We start from the raw sequence: 18,402 nt of genomic DNA on the forward strand, positions 1-18,402 counted from the left end.
CGCCCGCGGTGGCGCCCGTCCACCGCCTCGTACCGCCTGTCGTTCGTGGTCTCATGTGTTCTTCTCCTGTTTTTCGGGGGGTTCCCGCGTTGCGCGGGCCGGGGGGTTGGTGCTCGTGGCGCCGGGATCGGTGATCCCGAGCAGGTCGAGTTCCTCGGCGTGGTGGCAGGCGACCGTGCGGCCCGGAGCGGTCTCACGCGTCGCGGGCTCCTCGGTGGCGCACAGGTCGGTGGCGTACCGGCACCGGGGGTGGAAGGGGCAGCCGGGCGGCGGCTGTGAGGGGTCGGGCACCTCGCCGCTGAGCCGCACGCGCGCACGGGTGCCGCGCAGCCGCGGGTCGGGGAGGGGCACGGCGGAGATCAGGGCCTCGGTGTAGGGGTGCAGCGGCGCGGAGAACAGGTCCTCGGCGGGCGCCACCTCCACGATCCTGCCCAGGTACATGACCGCGACCCGGTCGCACACGTGCTCGACCACCGAGAGGTCGTGGGAGATGAACAGGTAGGTCAGGCCCAGGTCGTCCTGGAGGTCCTGGAGGAGGTTGAGGATCTGCGAGCGCACGGAGGTGTCCAGGGCGCTGACCGCCTCGTCGGCCACGACCAGGCGCGGACCGGGGACCAGGGCGCGGGCGATGCTCACCCGCTGGCGCTGGCCCCCGGAGAACGCGTGCGGATAGCGGCGCAGGTGGTCGGGGTGCAGCCCCACCCGCTCCATGACCTGGCGGACGCGCGCCTCCAACTCCTCCCCCCGCAGGCCCAGCAGCATGCGCAGGGGTTCGCCGACGATGTCGCGCAGGGTCATGCGGGGGTTGAGGGAGGAGTGCGGGTCCTGGAAGACCATCCGCACCTCGCGCTGGTAGGCGGGGGCCTCGGCGGCGGGCAGGTCCAGGGCGTCCATGACGCGGCCGTCGGCGGCACGGTAGCGGATGCTCCCGGTGGCCTCCGGGCGGGCCCGCATGATGCTCGAACCCAGGGTGGTCTTGCCGCACCCGGACTCCCCGACCAGGCCGAGGGTCTCGCCCTGGTACACGTCCAGGTCCACCCCGGCGACGGCCCGCACGTGGCGGGGCCCGCTCCGCGAGCGCCCGCGCACGGGGTAGTCCACCTCCAGGCCGCGGACGCTCAGGACGGGTGCGTCCGCCGCCTCGGCGGGCCCCTGGCCGGAGGGGGCGGGCGAGGGGTCGGTTGGCGTGTGGACCGACGCGCCGGCCGGTGTCTCAGTCGGCATCGACGGTCTCCTTGCCGGTCGGAACGGCGGTTCCCCCGCCGGGGGCGTCCGCCGCGGCGGGCCCCTCGTCCAGGAGGCAGCGCACCCGGCGGCCGGGACCGGGAACGGTGACCGGCGGGACGGTGGTGTCGCACAGCCCCTCCACGGCCTCGGGGCAGCGGGTACGGAACACGCAGCCGGCGGGCTGGTCGCCGGGGTCGGGGATGGTGCCCCTGATGGTGGGCAGGCGGTGCGCGCGGGAGGCGCCCATCCGGGGGACGGCCTCCAGCAGGGCGCGGGTGTAGGGATGGCGGGGATCGTGGAAGACCTCGTCCACCGGACCCTGCTCGACCACCGTGCCCAGGTACATGACGGCGACCTCGTCGGCGATCTCGGCGACCACGCCCATGTCGTGGGTGATGAACAGCGTGCCCATGCCGGTGTCGCGGCGCAGGTCGGCGAACAGGTCGAGGATCTGGGCCTGGGTGGTCACGTCCAGGGCGGTGGTGGGTTCGTCGGCGACGAGCACGCGCGGGCCGCATGCCAGCGCCATCGCGATCATGACCCGCTGGCACATCCCTCCGGAGAGCTGGAAGGGGTAGGAGTCCACGACGCGCGCGGCGCCGGGGACGCGTACGCGTTCGAGGAGTTCGACGGCGTGCTCGCGGGCCTCCTTGCGGGACACGCGGTGGTGCGTGCGCAGGGACTCGCCGATCTGGTTGCCGACGGTGTGCACCAGGGACAGCGAGGACATGGGCTCCTGGAAGACCATGGCCACCTCGCGGCCGCGCACCGAGCGGATCCTCCTGCCGGTGGGGTGCAGGGCGGCCAGGTCCACGGGCTCGCCGGCGCCCTCCGCAGGGTGCAGCAGGATCCTGCCGTCCACCACCCTGCCGGGCGGTTCCACCAGTCGCAGCACCGATCGGGCCATGGCGCTCTTGCCGCAGCCGCTCTCGCCGACCACGCACAGGGTGCTGCCCCGGCGGACCGCCAGGTCCACCCCGTCCACGGCGCGCACCACGGTGTCGTCGGTGGTGAAGTACGTTCGCAGGCCCTGGATGTCCAGGACGACGTCGTCGCGTGTCTCGGCCGTCATGGTGGCCGCCTCCCTACCTGTAGGGGTCGGCGGCGTCGCGGACGCCGTCGCCGACGAAGTTGAGCACCAGCACCGCCACGGTCACCGCGACCCCGGGCAGCAGGAGCCAGGGGGCGTTGGCGATCGAGTGGATGTTCTGCGCCTCCTGGAGGAGCACGCCCCAGCTCACGACCGGTGGCTGGAGCCCGAGGCCCAGGAAGGACAGGGAGGTCTCGGCCAGGATCATGAAGGGCACGGCCAGGGTCAGCGAGGCGATGATGTGGCTGGTGAAGGACGGCAGCATGTGGCGGCCGATGATCCGGCCGGTACCGCATCCGTCCAGGCGGGCGGCCGTCACGAAGTCCTCCTGCCTCAGTGACAGGAACCGGCCGCGCACCACGCGTGCCAGGTCGGTCCAGCCGATGAGGGAGAGGATCACGGTGATGGCGAGGTAGGTCTGCACCGAGTTCCAGTCGCGGGGCACGGCGGCGGACAGGCCCATCCACAGCGGGATCGTGGGGATGGACATCAGGAACTCGATGGCGCGCTGGATGGTGTTGTCCACGCGTCCGCCCAGGTAGCCGGAGAGCCCGCCGAGCACGAGGCCCAGGACGAAGGACAGCGCCACCCCGGCCAGGCCGATGGACATCGACACCCGGGTGCCGTGGGCGATCCGGGAGGCCATGTCGCGGCCGTTGCGGTCGGCGCCCAGCAGGTACACGTCCTGCTCCGGGTGGCTGGAGCCGATCAGGTGGCGGTCGGCGGTGAACAGCCCCCACATCTCGTAGGGCTCGCCGCGCACGAACAGCCCGACGGGGATCTTCGTGGACTCGTCGACGGTGTAGGTGTTGGCGAGCGTCTCCGGGTCGCGCTCCACCCGGTAGTCGTACACGTACATGCCCAGGTCGAAGCCGTCGCTGGTGTCCACGAAGTGGATCCGCTGCGGCGGGGCGTAGGTGCGTGCGGCGTTGTAGGCGTCCGGTGTGCTGGGTGCGACGAACTCGGAGAACACCGACACCAGGGCGAAGGCGCACAGCACGAGCGCACCGGTGACGGCCAGCTTGTTGCGGCGGAAGCGCCGCCAGATGAGCACCCGCTGGGGCGCGTCTCCGGGCAGGGCCTCGTTGGCCGCGGACCCCACGGCCGCGTCGGGGGCCGCGGGGGAGGCGGCGGGCGCGCTCGGCGCCTCCGGGGGCGGGGGGCGGTCGGGCAGGGGTCCCACGGGTCACACCCTCTCGACGTGCTGGTAGCGGATGCGGGGGTCCCACCAGGCCAGGAGCAGGTCGGACAGCAGGGTGCCGATGACCGTCAGCGTGCCGAGGACGAGGATGAAGCTCCCGGCCAGGTACATGTCCTGGTTGCGCAGGGCCTCGACAAGGAGCGGTCCGGTCGTCTCCAGGCTCAGCACGATGGAGACCATCACCTCGCCGCCCACGAGGGTGGGCAGGATCCAGCCGATGGTGCTGATGAAGGGGCTGAGCGACATGCGCACGGGGTACTTGAGGATGACCCGCCACTCGGGCAGGCCCTTGGCCCGGGCGGTGGTGACGTAGGGCTTGCGCAACTCGTCCAGGAGGTTGGCGCGCAGTACCCGGATGAGCGCCGCCGTGCCCGCGGTGCCGATGATCAGTACCGGTATCCACAGGTTGGACACCACGTCCATGACCTTGCCGATGTTCCAGGCGGCGTCGGCGTACTCGCGCGAGACGATGCCGCCCACGCTCTCGCCGAAGTAGCGGTAGGAGATCCAGGCGAAGATCAGGGCGAGCATGAAGTTCGGGGTGGCCAGGCCGACGAATCCGACGACGGTCACGACGTAGTCGCCCACCGAGTACTGGCGGACCGCCGAGTACACCCCGATGGGGAAGGCGATCGCCCAGCTCAGCAGGAGTGTGGACACGGCCAGGACCAGGGTGAGGCCGATCCGGTCCCACATCAGGTCGGCCACATCGCGGTGGTACTGGAAGGACTGGCCGAAGTCGCCGCTCAGGACGATTCCGGAGATCCAGTTCCAGTACTGGACGAGGAAGGGGTCGTTGAGCCCGTACCTCTCCTCCAGGGCACGGACCTGGGCGTTGTCCACGCCCTGTCCCTGCGCGGACAGTTCGGCGATGTAGGCGCTCAGGAAGTTGCCCGGGGGTAACTGGATGATCAGGAACGCGACCAGCGAGATCGCGAACAGGGTCGGGACCATGTACAGCATGCGGCGGATCACGTAGCGGCGCACGGTGCCTCCCCCGTGGCGGCCGCCCGTCGGCGCGTCACCACCGGACGCTCCCGCCGTCCATGCGGGTGTGGAACGGCGACTCCGGCCCCAGGTCGGAGGGGGTGACGGGGCGCCCCTCGAAGGCGGAGGCGTAGACCCCCGCCACCAGGCGCATCGTGCGCAGCGACTCGGCGGAGCTCACCGGCGGCGCGGTGCCGTCGCGCAGCGCGGCCAGCACCTGGGCGATCTGGGCGTGGTGGCCGCTGTTGGTCCCCCGCTCCCCGTCCTCCCAGGCGGCGGTGACCTCCTCCTCGAAGCCGGGCGCCGGGGTGATCCGCCAGTCGGAGTCGCCGTAGCCGTACAGGTGGACCAGCTCGACGGTGGCCCTCTCGAAGTCGACCCGGATCCGGCTCTCCTCCTGCGGGGAGACCAGGCTGTTGACCACGCTGGCCACCGCCCCGTTGGCGAAGTCCACCCGGGCCAGCGACACGTCCTCGGTCTCGATGTCGCGTGCCTGGCGGCGGGCGACGGCCGACACCTCTGTCCACTCGCCCAGCAGGGCGAGCAGCAGGTCCATCTGGTGGATGCCGTGCCCCATGGTCGGGCCGCCGCCCTCGGTCTCCCACCTTCCGCGCCACGGCACGTCGAAGTACTCCTGGGGGCGGAACCACGTGGTGTGGCAGGCCGCCACCAGCGGACGCCCCAGCGCACCGGCCTCGGCCAGCGCCCGGACCCGGCGCGCGCCCGAGCCGAAGCGGTGCTGGAACACCGTGGCCAGCCACGGTCCCCGCTCCCCTCCCTCGGCCGCCGCCATCTTCTCCGCCTCGGCCAGACTCAGCGCGGGAGGCTTCTCCACCAGCACGGACGCGCCCGCCCCCAGGCAGGCCTCCACCTGGGGGCGGTGCAGGCCGGGCGGCGTGCACACGTGCACCAGTTCCGGCCGCTCCCGGTCCAGCATCTCGGCCAGGTCGGTGTACCCGGCCGGGACGGCGAAACGTGACCGGAACGCGGACAGGGCCCCGGTGTCGACGTCGACGGCGGCGACGGTCTCCGCCTGTTCCGGCAGGGAGCGCAGCGCCTCGGCGTGGAACCGGGCGATGTTCCCGGTGCCCACGAGCGCGACGCGGACCGGGCCCGTGGGCGGACCGGCCGCCGGGGAGGGGGTACTCATGTGTGGTTGTCTCCTCTGACAGCGGGGGGTGAGGGGGGTGGAGTTCGAGGAGTTCGAGGAGTGCTCAGCCGCGGGGGCTCATCCGCGTGCCGCCACCTCCTGTTCCCGGGCGACGGGGTCGAGCTGGACGCCGCACGCCAGGCGGCGGGTGTGGTCCACCACGCGCGTCGGGCCCCGGAGCGTGACCGGGACGGTGTGCCGGACGTCCTCGCTGGACGCGGCCAGCAGCAGCTCCAGTCGGCCGGGCTCGACCACGCGCCGCCCGTCCGGTCCGGTGTAGGAGGACAGGTCCGCGTGGACGGTGAAGTCCACCGCCCGCGCCTCGCCCGCCTCCAGGTGCACCCGCGCGTAGCCGACCAGCCGCCTCCTGGGCTGGGTCACCATGGCGACGGGGTCGTGCAGGTAGAGCTGGACGACCTCGGTCCCGGCGGTGCCGCCGGCGTTGCGGACGGTGCAGCCGACGGTGACCTCCCCGTCGGTGCCGACCACGGGGGCCTCGTCCGGGAGGACGGGGTCCCCGTCCACACGCGGGTCCTCCCAGGAGAACCGGGTGTAGGACAGGCCGTGTCCGAACGGGTGGAGCGGGGCGGGGTCCACCGAGCTGACCTCGCTGCGGTGGGCCAGGTCGGGGCCGAGGTAGGTGGTGGGCTGGCCGCCGGACGAGCGCGGCACGGACACCGGCAGGCGTCCGCTGGGGTTGACCCGGCCGGAGAGCACTCCGGCCACGGCGGGCATGCCCTCCTCCCCGGGGAGGAAGGCCTGGACGACGGCGGCGAGCCGGTCGGCGACCGGTCCCAGCGCGTAGGGGCGTCCGGACACCACCACCGCGACGACGGGGGTTCCGGTGGCGGCCAGGGCCTCCAGGAACTCCTGCTGCACTCCGGGCAGGCTCAGCTCCTCGGCGTCGCAGCCCTCGCCGGAGGTTCCCCGGCCGAACAGGTCCGAGCGGTCGCCGACCACGGCCACGCACACACGGGCACGGGAGGCGGCCCGCACGGCCTCGTCGAACCCGTCGGTGGAGTCGCCGTCCACCGAGCACCCGGCCCGGTGTTCGACGCTCATGCCGGGCAGGTCGGCGCGCAGGGACTCCAACAGGGTGGGGATCTCCACGCCGACGGCGGTGCCGGGGTGGCGCCTGCCGACGTGGGCGGGGAAGGAGTAGCAGCCGAGCACGGCGTCGGCGGTGTCGGCGAGGGGGCCGACCAGCGCCAGGTCCCCGGTACCGGTCAGGGGGAGCACGTCGCGGGGGTTGGCCAGCAGGACCACGGAGCGCTCGGCGAGGTCGCGGGCCAGCGCGCGGTGCTCGGCCGGGTCCAGGTCCACGGGGGCGCCGGGGTCCTCGGGCTCGGGGGTCCAGCCGGCGTCGAGCAGGCCCAGCTCGCACTTCTGGAGCAGCACGCGCCGGGTGGCCCGTTCGACCACCTCCTCGGGCACCTCGCCCGAGCGGACCAGGGCGGTGAGCTGCTCGCCGTAGCAGTGCACGGTGGGCAGTTCCACGTCCACACCCGCGGTCAGGGCCAGGGCCCCGGCCCGTGCGGTGGACTCGGCGACGCGGTGCAGGGTCTGGAGGAAGGCGATGCCGAAGTAGTCGGCGACCACGGTGCCCTCGAACCCCCACTGGTCCCGCAGCAGGCCGGTGAGCAGGTCCGTGTCCGCGGCGGCGGGGAGCCCGTCGTTGTCGTTGTAGGCGGACATGACCGATTTGGCGCCGCCGTCGCGCACGGCCATCTCGAAGGGAGGGAGCAGCACGTCGGCGAACTCGCGCGGGCCGATCGAGACCGGTGCCAGGTTGCGGCCGCCGCGGGAGGCCGAGTACCCGACGAAGTGCTTGAGGGTGGCCACGATCCCGGTGGACTGCAGACCGCGTACGTAGGCGGTGCCGACGGTCGCCACCAGGTGGGGGTCCTCGCCGATGGTCTCCTCGGTGCGTCCCCAGCGGGGGTCGCGGGTCACGTCCAGGACGGGGGCCAGGCCCTGGTGGACGCCGACCCGGCGCATGCTCTCGCCGATCTGGGCGGCCATCCGCTCGACCAGGTCGGGGTCGAAGCTGGCGCCCCAGGCGAGGGGGACCGGGTAGATGGTCGCCTTCCAGGCGGCGAACCCGGCCAGGCACTCCTCGTGGGCCACGGCGGGGATGCCGAAGCGGTTGGCGCCCATGATCTCGTGCTGGCTGCGGGCCAGCGACGCGCGTCCGGCGACGGGGTCCACCGGGACGGTGCCGAAGGGACGGGTGAGCTGACCGAGGCCGTCGGCGATCACCTGTTCCCACGCCGGCGGCTCTTGGGTGAGGTCGTGCTGGTGCGGTGCGACGGCCTCCCCGGAGGCGTCCGCGCTCACCCACACACCGTGCAACTGGGCGACCTTCTCCTCCAGGGTCATCGACCCCAGAAGTCGCTCGACGCGCGTCGCGGCCGGGAGGGAGGGGTCCCGCCAGCTCCCGGCGGTGTCCTCCCGCTCGACGACGTGGTCAGAGGGTCCGGTCATGTGGGTGTGCCTTTCTGTGCTCAGTGAGGATGCGGGGAGGGGGCCTCGCCGGCTGGTGGATCTCGGGAGTTGAACACTCGAAACTTTCGAAACTAGTACCGAAACTTACTGACGGAGAATGTACGTACTCGCGGTGACCTGGTCAACCCCTGCGAGAGATATAAGTCACACGCGGGCTGTGAGCTGGGGTTCGGGGAGAGTTTCCGCTGGTGGGGAAATGAAAGGTTTCATCAAGACGTTCCATGGGAAGCGCTTGCCTGCCGAAAGTTTCGGCAAAGCCCCTGATCAGCTGGATCGGCCACATGGGGCACTTGGCACACATAAGGGCTCAGAACACATTGAGGACCCGGTCCGGCGGATGGGACACTCCGGACGTGGGAATCACAGAACGACTCCATGAGATCGGGCGGCCGCTGGTCGCCGAACAGCTGGCGCACCCGACGGTCGCCGGGATCGCCCGGGGCGACCTCGACGAGCGCGCCTTCCGGTACTGGCTGGAACAGGACCACCTCTACCTGCTCGACTACGCGCGTGCCTTCTCCCGGCTGGCCTGGCAGGCGCCCGACGAGCACCTCGCCGACCTGGTGGGCATCGCGCACAGCACCCTCACCGAGGAGCTGGAGCTGCACCGCTCCCTGTCCGGGGAGTTCGGCGCGGACCTGACCACACGTGACAAGGGGCCGGCCTGCTCGGCCTACACCGCGTGGCTTCTCGACGCCGCCGCGGACTACCGCGACGGGCTCGCCGCCGTCTACCCCTGCATGTGGGGCTACAACCAGCTCGGGCTCGCCCTGGCGGAGAAGCGCCCCGAGGAGCCGCGCTACCGCCGGTGGGTCGACACCTACGCCGACCCGGAGTTCACCACCCTCACCGAGCACTACGGGAGGATGCTGGAGGAGGCGGACCCGGACCCCGACCGCGCGGAGCACATCTTCCTGGAGGGCATGCGCCACGAGGTCGCCTTCTGGGACACGCCGCACACCGCGCGTACCGCCTGACCCCCGCACGGCGAGGGGGAGCCGGGCCGTCGCGGCCCGACTCCCCCTTCCCACCGGCCGGTGGCCGGTGCGCCCCGGTCAGGGGTTGAGCACCGTCTCCACGGTCTCGAAGCGCTCGATCTCGCAACCGTCGCGCTTGTTGAACTCGGTGTCGATCTCGGTTCCGTCGATGTGGCCGGTCACGTGGGCGACCTCGGGGCCGCCCACCTGCATGGTGCACGTCATGTCGGAGGTGTCGAGGACGAACGGCTCCACGCCGACCTCCTCGATCTGGGCGCACGCCGCCTCGGGTTCGGGGTGGTCGCCGCCCACGGGGGCGCAGGTCAGGGTCCACACCCCCTCCTCGTAGCTTTCGGCGGGAGTCAGTGCCTCGTCGCCGCTCAGGGAGCGTTCGATCGTCAGCTGGACCTCGGCGTCGCCGGTCTCCTCACCGGAGGATTCCCCGGAGGTCCCGGGAGGGTCGGAGGGATTGGTGTTCTCGTCGGATGCGGGGGCCGGCGCGTTCACTTCGGCGGGCTCGTTGCCGCAGGCCGTGATAAGCAGGCCGAGGGCTGCGAGAGCGGCGAGGCGGGCCGGCAGGGCTGTCGCGAAGGTGTACTGAGCCATACGGTTCGGACGCGGGGAACACCCGTCGGGTTCCCCGAACTCTTACATTTCACGAAGCACGCAGACACAGGGGGTCACATGTCCGGCAACGAGGTCCCGGAGACCAACGCCACAGAGGTGCCCGAGGACGCCTACCTGCTCGACGTCCGCGAGGACGACGAGTGGAACGCGGGCCACGCGCCCGACGCCACGCACATCCCGCTCGGCGAGCTGGGCCAGCGCGCGGCCGAGGTGCCGCAGGACCGGAGGGTCTACGTCGTCTGCCGTGCGGGCGGCCGCTCCGCGCAGGCCGTCGCCGCGCTCAACCAGGCCGGATGGGACTCGGTCAACGTCTCCGGCGGCATGCAGGCCTGGCAGCACGCCGGTCGTGACCTGGCGTCGGAGGCCGGCGCGGAGCCCCGTGTCATCTGATCCTTCGCCCCCCGCCTGGTGCACCGACCGGAAACGTTGGTGGTGTGGCTGAGGGGGCGCTCCGTCCGGTCGGTCCCGCTTCCGGCGTCACTTCCGGTGTCCGATGGTGCCACCAGGAGCGGGACCGCCCGCCGCGGACGTGGTCCGGTGAGCCATTCCGGTCATGGCGCCGGAGACCCGGATCTGTCTATTTGGCTCCGATTGCGCAAAGCACTGCCCCCGGGCGCCTCCGGGTGGCACTATGACGTCGTGAGTTCCGAGCGCGCGCCCCTCAGCGCCGAAGCCGTGTTGGCCGCGTCAGCGGACGCGGTGGTCTGTGTCGACAGCGAACTCCGAGTCACCCTCTGGAATCCGGCGGCCGAGCGCCTGTTCGGCTGGCGCGAGGAGGAGGTGCTCGGGGGAGAGCTGCCGATCGTCCCCGCGGAGCTGAAGGCCGAGCACGGCGCGGTGCTCGAACACGTGCGCGCGGGGACGCCGCTGTCCATCCACACGCGCAGGGTGCGCAGGGACGGCGTGGTCATCGACGTGCGGATCAACACCAACCGCGTCCCCGGCGCCCACGGCGGGATCGCCGGATGGGTGCTCAGCCTCTACCCCTCCGACAGCGACGTGCGGGCCCGCTCCTCGGCGATGGAACGGGCCCGGCTGGTGCGGCGGCTCACCGACGTGGTCGTCGACATCAACGCCGACCTCAGCCGCAGGACCGTCCTCGACCGCATCTCCTGCGGCATCACCGAGCTCACCGGCGCGGACGCGGGCGGCTTCGTCCTGCTCAACGAGGACCGCGTGGAGCTGGTGAGCATCTCCGAGCTGTCGGAGGAGCTCCGGGGGTTCAGCGCGGCGCTGGACGACAGCCTGTTCGGCGAGCTGCTGCGCAGCGGCAAGTCCGTGCTGCTGGCCAACGAGGACACCCGCGGCCTGCAGGACCTGGTCTGGGCCGACCTGCCCGGGCTGCACACCATCGCGCTGGGTGTGTCCAACGTGCACGGCCGGCCCTACGGAGCCCTGTACGCGCTCTACAGCCAGCGCAAGGTCGGGCACGTGGAGCTGGAGCTGCTCGAACTGCTCGCGGCGCACGCCGGGGTGGCGATCGGCAACGCGCTGGCCTACGAGGAACTCAACCGCCAGCGCGTCCACGAGCAGGCGGTGGCCGACTCCAGCGCCGACGGGATCGCCGTACTCGACTTCGGCGGACGGGTGCTCAAGTGGAACCGCTCGGCGGTGGAGCTCACCGGCTACGGGACCGAGGTGATGGAGGGGCGCCACCCGCCCTTCCCGCTGCCCGCCTGCCACGGTCAGCCGGTCAAGCACCAGCTCAAGGACGGGCGCTGGCTGGAGATCCTCATGGCGCAGATCCCGCGCACCCGCGAGTGGGTGGTGGACTTTCGCGACATCACCGCGCAGAAGGCCATGGAGGACGAGCGCGAGGCCTTCCTGGCCACGAGCGGGCACGAGCTGCGCACCCCCATCACCGTCATCCACGGCTACGCCACCACACTGCTGCGCAAGTGGTCCCGGCTCAGCCCGGACTCGCAGTACCAGGCGGTCGGCACCATCGCCGAGCGCTCCTCCGCCCTGGCCACGCTGGTGGACCGGCTCCAGCTGGGCTCGGACGTCTCGCGCGGCGAGATGCGGGTCGGACGCGACCGGTTCGACCTGCCCGAGGTGCTGCGGCAGGCGGTCAGCGCCTTCCGGCCCCTGTCCGACCGGCACGACGTCACCCTGGAGGCGCTGCCCCGGCTCCCGCCCACGGCCGGAGACCCGCTGGCCACGAGCATGATCATGGACCAGCTGCTGGACAACGCCCTGAAGTTCTCGCCCGAGGGAGGGCGCGTACACGTCAGCGCCCACGAGGAGGGCGACGCCGTCGCGGTCGTGGTCGACGACGAGGGCGTGGGGCTGCGGCCGGGTGACGAGGAGCGGATCTTCGACCGCTTCGTCCAGTCCGGGGTGCGCGGCGACGACTCCGGCTTCGGCGGACTCGGTCTCGGCCTGTACATCGTGCGCCAGTTGGCGCGTGACCAGGGCGGCGACGTCACCGCCCAGCGGCTGGAGCGCGGGGCGCGCATGCGGTTCACGGTGCCCCTGTACCGCGAGGGCGAACCGGAGCCCGCCGAGCGGTCCGCCGAGCGGACCCCTACACGGTCCGAGCTGTCCCACAGGCAACCTGAGTCCCAGAAAACATCAAAAACATCACCAAGCCCAGAACCCCTGCCACGGCAGCGATCCCCGCGCCGACGTGCGAGCCGTACCCGGTGATTCATCTCGCGGCGGGTTTCCTTGCGAGGTGAACGGGGCATTTCCACCCCTGGTGGAATTCGCTGGCACACATCGGGCGGGTTCCGGACCGCCCCAGACAGCACGAACGCGCAGGGACTCAACGTGTCAGGAGACAACACCCCACTCGACACCGGGGATCGCCCGCACAAGGTCGAGCGGAGCGTCACGCTCCCCTACACCCCCGTCAGCGTGACCGGCGCCAGGCAGCGGCTGTGCCGCGACCTGCGGGCCCTGGAGATCGACGAGGAACGCGTGGACGACGCGGCCCTCGTCCTCAGCGAACTCGTCAGCAACGCCCTGCGCCACGCCAGTCCCCTGCCCGCCTTCGACGGTCCTGAGGGCGTCGTCGGCGTGTCCTGGCGCGCCGAGGTGGACCGCGGGTCGCAGCCGGGCGGCTGGGTGGAGATCGCGGTGCGCGACGGCGGATCCAGCACCATGCCCCGCGTGGCGCGTCCCTCCGTCTCCGGCCTGGGCGGCCGTGGCCTGGGCATCGTCCAGACCCTGTCGGGCCGGTGGGGCACCGAGATGGACGCGACCACCACCACGGTGTGGGCGGTCCTGGAGGTCCCCGCCGAGGAGAGCGCGGACGAGGAGAGGGGCACGGCCGAGGGCCTGCCCGAGGGCTTCGGAGGACACTCCGCTCCGGGCACGGCCGACATCGTCGAGTTGCGGCTGCTCGACCGGGACGACGTGAGGACCTGGAACGCCCTGATCTGAGCGGATCCGCCGCTCGGTTCCGCTCCGGAGAAGCCCGTGCGGCACGGCGCGGGAACGTCGCCGATGTCGCGAAACACCGTCGCCGAGGTGGCCCACGGGTGATGGGGCCGCTACAGTCGCGACTGTGGAGTTGAAGATATCAAGCCGATCTCAGGAAGACGTCGCGGTGGTCACCGTGGGCGGTGAGGTCGACCTGTACACGGCACCCCAGTTGCGCAGCGAGCTCGTCGAGGCCTTGGACGACGGGGCACGACGGCTGCTCGTCGACATGTCGCGGGTGGAGTTCTGCGACTCGACGGGCATCAGCGTGCTGCTCTCCGCCATGAAGCGTTCCCGCGACAAGGGCGGCGACCTGGAGATCGTGGCGCCCAGGCCCGCGGTCACGAAGGTCCTGGAGGTGACCGGACTGGACGAGGTGTTCGTCATCCACCCCGACCTCGAAGCGTTGCCGGTGGCCGCGGGGACCGGCACGGCCCCGTAGGCGGGCGCGCGTGTTCCGGGGGGAGGCCGGCGGCCCGGAGGGGGCCGGGGTCGCCGTGGTGATCGCGGCCAAGGACGAGGCCCCGAGGGTCGGCAGCACCGTCAGGGCCGCTCGCGCCCTGCCCGGAGTGGACCTGGTCGTCGTGGTCGACGACGGTTCCGCCGACCGGACGGCCGACGTCGCCCTCGACGCCGGGGCCCGCGTGCTCAGGCACAGCCGCAACCGGGGCAAGGGCGCGGCGATGGAGACGGGCGCCGAGGGCGTCCGGCTCATCGAGGCGCACGGGGACGGAGCGCCCCGTCCCCCCAGGCACCTGCTGTTCCTGGACGCCGACCTGGAGGCCACCGCCGCGGCGGCCGCCCCGCTCATCGAGCCGGTCACCGGCGGCAAGGCCGACATGACCATCGCCCTCTTCCCCGCCACGCGCACACGCCTGGGCGGGCACGGGTTCGTGGTGCGGCTCGCACGCGGCGGGGTCCGCAAGGCGACCGGGTGGGAGCCCGAGCAGCCCCTCAACGGCCAGCGCTGCGTCACACGCGCCGCCTTCGAGACGGCCAAGCCGCTGGCCACGGGCTTCGGTGTGGAGACCGGCCTGACCATCGACGTGCTGCGCGCGGGCTTTCGGGTGCTGGAGGTGGAGGTGCCGCTGGAGCACCGGGCCACCGGTACCGACCTGCGCGCGCAGTGGCACCGCGCCCACCAGTTCGCGGACGTGGCGCGGGCGCTGGCGGTACGCGAGTTCCGGCCCACGGCGTGGCGCCAGTGGGACCGGACCCGGGAGCGCGCGCGTACGGTCGGACGGCAACTGGCGGGCAAAGTCGGGCCCATGAGTTGGCGAAATCGCCCCAAGTAGCTCCATGGGCGCAGCGTGTAGTTATACGCTCGCCCTGTGTTCACTACGATCCTGGCTTTGACCGGAATGCTCTCGGGTCTGGGCGCGCTCGCCCTCGGCGGGTACGCGTTGTCCAGGACCCGGGTGGCCGACAGCGAGTCCCGCATGATCGCCCACCGGGCGGCGGAGGTCGGCGCCTCGGGCGCGGACCCGCTCGCCGTCCGCGACGTGGCGGTACTCCACTACGACGCTCTGGAGGAGATGTCGGGCGCCCGCTCCTTCTCCCTGGCACTGCTCAACAGCGAGGGCGACGGCGTGGTCGTCACCTCCATCAACGGGCGCACCGAGACGCGCACCTACGCCAAGCCGCTGGTGGGCGGCGAGTCCGACATCCTGCTCAGCCCCGAGGAGTACCGGGTCGTCCGCTCGGCCCGCCTGGGCGAGGGGATCGGCACGAGCATGACGGCCGGGAGCGCCCCGAACCGTCCCGCGCCCCCGACCGCGGGGACCGGTGAGGGCGGTGGGGAACCGGCCGCGCACCCGGGAGCCGCGCCCTCCGGGGCCGCTCCTGCCACCGGGGCCGTCCGGGAGGTGGGGGACCCGGAGTCCCTGGTCACCTCGTTCCGCTCCACGGGCGGCCACGGACAGCCGCGCCCGGGCCGCGGGTCCGTATAGCCTGGTTGTATGCCCAACCGCTACGCCTACCTCGGCCCCGAGGGCACCTTCACCGAAGCCGCGCTGCGCGACCTGCGCCCGGACGCGTCCGACGAGGCACGCGTCCCCTGCGAGGGGATCGCGGCGGTCTTCGACGCGGTCCGCTCCGGCGCGGTGGACGGAGGGGTCGTCCCGCTGGAGAACTCGGTCGAGGGCGGCGTCACCGCCACCATCGCCGAACTGGTCAACGGTGATCCGCTGCTCATCACAGGCGAGACGGCCGTGCCCGTCGAGTTCGCGCTGTTCGCGCGAGGCGGGGCGGTCCTGGAGGACGTCAAGCGGGTGGCCACCCATCCCCACGCCCTCGCCCAGTGCCGGGGCTGGCTCGCCCGGCACCTGCCCGACGTCGACACGCACACCGTCTCCTCCACGGCCGCGGCGGCGCGCGGCGTGTCCGAGCCCGGCGCGCCCTACGACGCCGCGATCTGCGCGGTGATCGCCGGTGAGCGGTACGGCCTGCGCGCCCTCGCCTCCGGGATCGGCGACCGCTCCGACGCCGCCACCCGGTTCATCTACCTGTCCCGGCCCGGTGCGCTGCCCGGCCCCACCGGGTCCGACCTGACGTCCCTCGTCGCCTTCATCGCCGACGACCACCCCGGTGCCCTGATCGAGGTGCTCAACCAGTTCGCCGTGCGCGGGGTCAACCTCACCAGGTTGGAGTCGCGCCCCACAGGTGACGGGCTCGGCAGCTACTGCTTCTGCATCGACGCCGAGGGGCACGTGTCGGAGGCCCGGGTCGGCGAGGCGCTCATGGGTATCCGGCGGGTGTGCCGGGACGTGCGCTTCCTGGGCAGCTACCCGCGCGACGGCCGGGGCCCCGTGACCGACTCGCCGCTGCGGCCCCGCCCGGCCACGGACGCCGACTTCGTCGAGGCCGAGCGGTGGCTGGCACGCGTCCGGGCCGGCCGGGTCGACTAGAACCCTCACCGGATGGTCTTGCCCCCAGCGGCACCCTCGATCGCCGGCAGTGCCACCGGGAGCAGGACCATCGCTGTCGAAGCGTGTCCGGCCGCCCCCCGAACGCCTCCTCCACGGTGGTGGCGCGCCGCGGCAGCCCCCTCCGGGCACAGCGCCAGCCGCAGCGGGGTCGTCCCCCGGACGCGCGGCCTCCAGCACCTCCGGCGCGGCGGTGAACCCCTCTGCGGTCATCTCGTTCACCGGCTTCGACGCGGTCTCCCCTCGTCAGGTCCTGTCACGGGGAGGACGCCGCTCCCCCGCGTCCATGAACGTCCGTGACGCGGTTGTGGAAAAGATGTCGGGGCGATCGGGTCCGGGCGGTAACCTGCAAGGCGTGATCGACCTTCGCGCTCTTCGAGAAGACCCCGAACGACTCCGTGCCTCGCAGCGGGCCCGCGGGGAGGACCCCTCCGTCGCCGACCGGCTGCTCGAACTCGACGCCGGCCACCGCTCGGCGCTGTCCCGGTTCGAGACCCTGCGCGCCGAGCAGAAGAGCGTGGGCAAGTCCGTCTCCAAGGCCTCTCCCGAGGAGCGCGAGGAGCTCCTGGTCCGCGCCAAGGCGCTGGCCGCGGAGGTCAAGGAGGCCGACGCCGAGGCCGGCCGCCTCGCCGACGGGCTGAGAGCCGCCCTGGCGAGCGTGCCCAACCTCGTGGAGGAGGGCGCGCCCGAGGGCGGCGTGGACGACTTCGAGGTCCTGGAGACCGTCGGCACCCCGCGCGCGTTCGACTTCACCCCGCGCGACCACCTGGAACTGGGCGAGATGCTCGGCGCCATCGACATGGAGCGCGGCGCCAAGGTCTCCGGCGCCCGGTTCTACTTCCTCACCGGTGTGGGCGCCCAGCTGGAGCTTGCGCTGCTCAACATGGCGATGAACCAGGCCGTCCAGTCGGGCTTCACGCCGATGATCCCGCCGGTGCTGGTCAAGCCCGAGACCATGGAGGGCACCGGGTTCCTCGGCGAGCACTCCGACGAGATCTACCACCTGCCCGCCGACGACCTCTACCTGGTGGGCACCTCCGAGGTGCCGCTGGCCGGGTACCACGCCGGGGAGATCCTGCCCGCCGACGCACTGCCCCACCGCTACATCGGCTGGTCGCCGTGCTTCCGCCGAGAGGCGGGCTCCTACGGCAAGGACACCCGCGGCATCATCCGGGTGCACCAGTTCCACAAGGTGGAGATGTTCGTCTACACCCATCCGGACCAGGCGCACGAGGAGCACGAGCGGCTGCTCGCCTGGGAGCGGGAGATGCTGGACAAGCTGGAGCTGCCCTACCGCGTGGTGGACATCGCCGCCGGCGACCTGGGCACCAGCGCCGCCCGCAAGTACGACTGCGAGGCGTGGGTCCCCACCCAGGAGACCTACCGGGAGCTGACCTCCACCTCCAACTGCACCGAGTTCCAGGCCCGCCGCCTCAACACGAGGTTCCGGGGCGAGGACGGCAAGCCCCGCTTCGCCGCCACCCTCAACGGCACGCTGGCCACCACCCGGTGGATCGTCGCCATCCTGGAGAACCACCAGCGCGAGGACGGCTCCGTGGTGGTCCCCGAGGCGCTGCGCCCCTACCTGGGCCGCGACGTCCTGGAGCCGGTCGGCGGAAAGAGGTAGGCCCGCACGCGACGGAGCCCGCCCCCGACCGGTGGGGCGGGCTCCGTTCGCCGTGGCCGCTACAGGGCCGTGGCCGCTACAGGTACGGGCCGGAGCCGGGCGGCTCCTCACCGCCCGCACCGCCGGGGCCGCCGGGGCCCTGGCCCTGGAGGCCTGCGACGCCGGGCGGCAGGGCCTTGCGCATGTTCTCCAGCTGGGCGCGGGCCGCCATCTGCTGGGCGAACAGGGTCGTCTGGATGCCGTGGAACAGGCCCTCCAGCCAGCCCACCAGCTGCGCCTGCGCGATACGCAGCTCGGCGTCGCTGGGCGCGGAGCCCTCAGCGAACGGCAGGGTCAGCCGCTCCAGCTCCTCGATGAGCTCGGGGGCCAGGCCGTCCTCCAGCTCCTTGATGGAGGAGGTGTGGATCTCCTTGAGCCGGGCCCGGCTCGCCTCGTCCAGCGGGGCGGCCTTCACCTCGTCCAGGAGCTGGCGGATCATGCTGCCGATCCGCATCACCTTGGCGGGCTGCTCCACCATGTCGGCGAGGGTGCGGGGCTCCTCCGCACCGTCCTCCTCCGGGCCGTCGCCCTGCTGGTCGGCCCCCATGACCAGTACCTGGGGCCGCTCGTTCGGGTTGTCTGCGCTGCTCATCAGTCCCCTTACGTGGATATCACCGGCACG

At 72.3% G+C, this 18,402-nt stretch carries 17 protein-coding genes; 9 read left to right on the forward strand and 8 right to left on the reverse strand.

The annotated features are described in order from the left end of the window. Positions 1 to 51 precede the first annotated feature (51 nt). The 6 genes from FYX01_RS20490 to FYX01_RS20515 all read right to left on the reverse strand — a co-directional run bounded on the left by FYX01_RS20490 (position 52) and on the right by FYX01_RS20515 (position 8,139). Complete coding sequence (locus tag FYX01_RS20490; RefSeq protein WP_150243847.1) at positions 52 to 1,224, reverse strand: ABC transporter ATP-binding protein; 1,173 nt, start codon at positions 1,222 to 1,224, stop codon at positions 52 to 54. Beyond that, entirely contained in the window at positions 1,214 to 2,299 is a 1,086-nt protein-coding gene (locus FYX01_RS20495) for an ABC transporter ATP-binding protein (protein ID WP_150243849.1), read from the reverse strand. Before FYX01_RS20495 ends, FYX01_RS20490 begins: the two co-directional genes overlap by 11 nt. 13 nt (positions 2,300 to 2,312) lie before the next feature. Next, positions 2,313 to 3,500, reverse strand: a complete 1,188-nt coding sequence (locus FYX01_RS20500; protein WP_150243851.1) for an ABC transporter permease — start codon at positions 3,498 to 3,500, stop codon at positions 2,313 to 2,315. 3 nt (positions 3,501 to 3,503) lie between these two features. Next, positions 3,504 to 4,505, reverse strand: a complete 1,002-nt coding sequence (locus FYX01_RS20505; RefSeq protein WP_150243852.1) for an ABC transporter permease — start codon at positions 4,503 to 4,505, stop codon at positions 3,504 to 3,506. A gap of 34 nt (positions 4,506 to 4,539) precedes the next feature. Beyond that, the gene (locus FYX01_RS20510) at positions 4,540 to 5,655 is read right to left on the reverse strand and encodes a Gfo/Idh/MocA family protein (RefSeq protein ID WP_150243853.1); all 1,116 of its coding nucleotides are present in this window, start codon (positions 5,653 to 5,655) and stop codon (positions 4,540 to 4,542) included. Positions 5,656 to 5,733: 78 nt separating this feature from the next. After that, a complete protein-coding gene (locus FYX01_RS20515) occupies positions 5,734 to 8,139 on the reverse strand; it encodes a beta-xylosidase/alpha-l-arabinosidase (RefSeq protein ID WP_150243854.1) in 2,406 nt (801 codons plus the stop codon). Positions 8,140 to 8,513: 374 nt separating this feature from the next. Between FYX01_RS20515 and FYX01_RS20520 the strand changes: the two genes are divergently transcribed. After that, positions 8,514 to 9,137: a TenA family protein gene (locus tag FYX01_RS20520; RefSeq protein WP_150243855.1), complete on the forward strand. Its 624-nt coding sequence runs from the start codon at positions 8,514 to 8,516 to the stop codon at positions 9,135 to 9,137. Between the two features lie 78 nt (positions 9,138 to 9,215). On the opposite strand, the gene FYX01_RS20525 is transcribed toward FYX01_RS20520, so the two are convergent. After that, entirely contained in the window at positions 9,216 to 9,743 is a 528-nt protein-coding gene (locus FYX01_RS20525) for an SSI family serine proteinase inhibitor (RefSeq protein WP_150243856.1), read from the reverse strand. Positions 9,744 to 9,821: 78 nt separating this feature from the next. On the opposite strand from FYX01_RS20525, the gene FYX01_RS20530 reads away from it, so the two are divergent. From FYX01_RS20530 to serS, 8 genes are all read left to right on the forward strand, one after another. Further along, entirely contained in the window at positions 9,822 to 10,154 is a 333-nt protein-coding gene (locus FYX01_RS20530) for a rhodanese-like domain-containing protein (RefSeq protein WP_150243857.1), read from the forward strand. Between the two features lie 249 nt (positions 10,155 to 10,403). After that, positions 10,404 to 12,413 carry a PAS domain S-box protein gene (locus FYX01_RS20535; protein WP_150243858.1) on the forward strand — a complete coding sequence of 670 codons (2,010 nt, stop codon included), beginning with the start codon at positions 10,404 to 10,406 and terminating at the stop codon, positions 12,411 to 12,413. A 123-nt stretch (positions 12,414 to 12,536) separates the two neighbouring features. Then, on the forward strand, positions 12,537 to 13,151 hold the full coding sequence (locus tag FYX01_RS20540) for an ATP-binding protein (RefSeq protein ID WP_150243859.1): 615 nt from the start codon (positions 12,537 to 12,539) through the stop codon (positions 13,149 to 13,151). A gap of 124 nt (positions 13,152 to 13,275) precedes the next feature. Beyond that, complete coding sequence (locus tag FYX01_RS20545; protein WP_190394409.1) at positions 13,276 to 13,632, forward strand: STAS domain-containing protein; 357 nt, start codon at positions 13,276 to 13,278, stop codon at positions 13,630 to 13,632. A gap of 10 nt (positions 13,633 to 13,642) precedes the next feature. Then, positions 13,643 to 14,485 carry a glycosyltransferase gene (locus tag FYX01_RS20550; protein ID WP_150243860.1) on the forward strand — a complete coding sequence of 281 codons (843 nt, stop codon included), beginning with the start codon at positions 13,643 to 13,645 and terminating at the stop codon, positions 14,483 to 14,485. 36 nt (positions 14,486 to 14,521) lie between these two features. Beyond that, complete coding sequence (locus FYX01_RS26800; RefSeq protein ID WP_223830569.1) at positions 14,522 to 15,139, forward strand: DUF4446 family protein; 618 nt, start codon at positions 14,522 to 14,524, stop codon at positions 15,137 to 15,139. A 9-nt stretch (positions 15,140 to 15,148) separates the two neighbouring features. Then, positions 15,149 to 16,096, forward strand: coding sequence for a prephenate dehydratase (gene pheA, locus FYX01_RS20560; protein WP_150243862.1), 948 nt, complete (start codon positions 15,149 to 15,151; stop codon positions 16,094 to 16,096). Positions 16,097 to 16,469: 373 nt separating this feature from the next. Beyond that, entirely contained in the window at positions 16,470 to 17,741 is a 1,272-nt protein-coding gene (gene serS / locus FYX01_RS20565) for a serine--tRNA ligase (RefSeq protein WP_150243864.1), read from the forward strand. 76 nt (positions 17,742 to 17,817) lie between these two features. Here the strand turns inward: serS and FYX01_RS20570 are convergent, their stop codons facing one another. Further along, complete coding sequence (locus FYX01_RS20570; protein WP_150243866.1) at positions 17,818 to 18,372, reverse strand: bacterial proteasome activator family protein; 555 nt, start codon at positions 18,370 to 18,372, stop codon at positions 17,818 to 17,820. Between the last annotated feature and the right edge of the window lie 30 nt (positions 18,373 to 18,402).

It is taken from the genome of Nocardiopsis quinghaiensis (genome assembly GCF_008638365.1).
GTDB classification, from domain to species: Bacteria; Actinomycetota; Actinomycetes; order Streptosporangiales; family Streptosporangiaceae; genus Nocardiopsis; species Nocardiopsis quinghaiensis.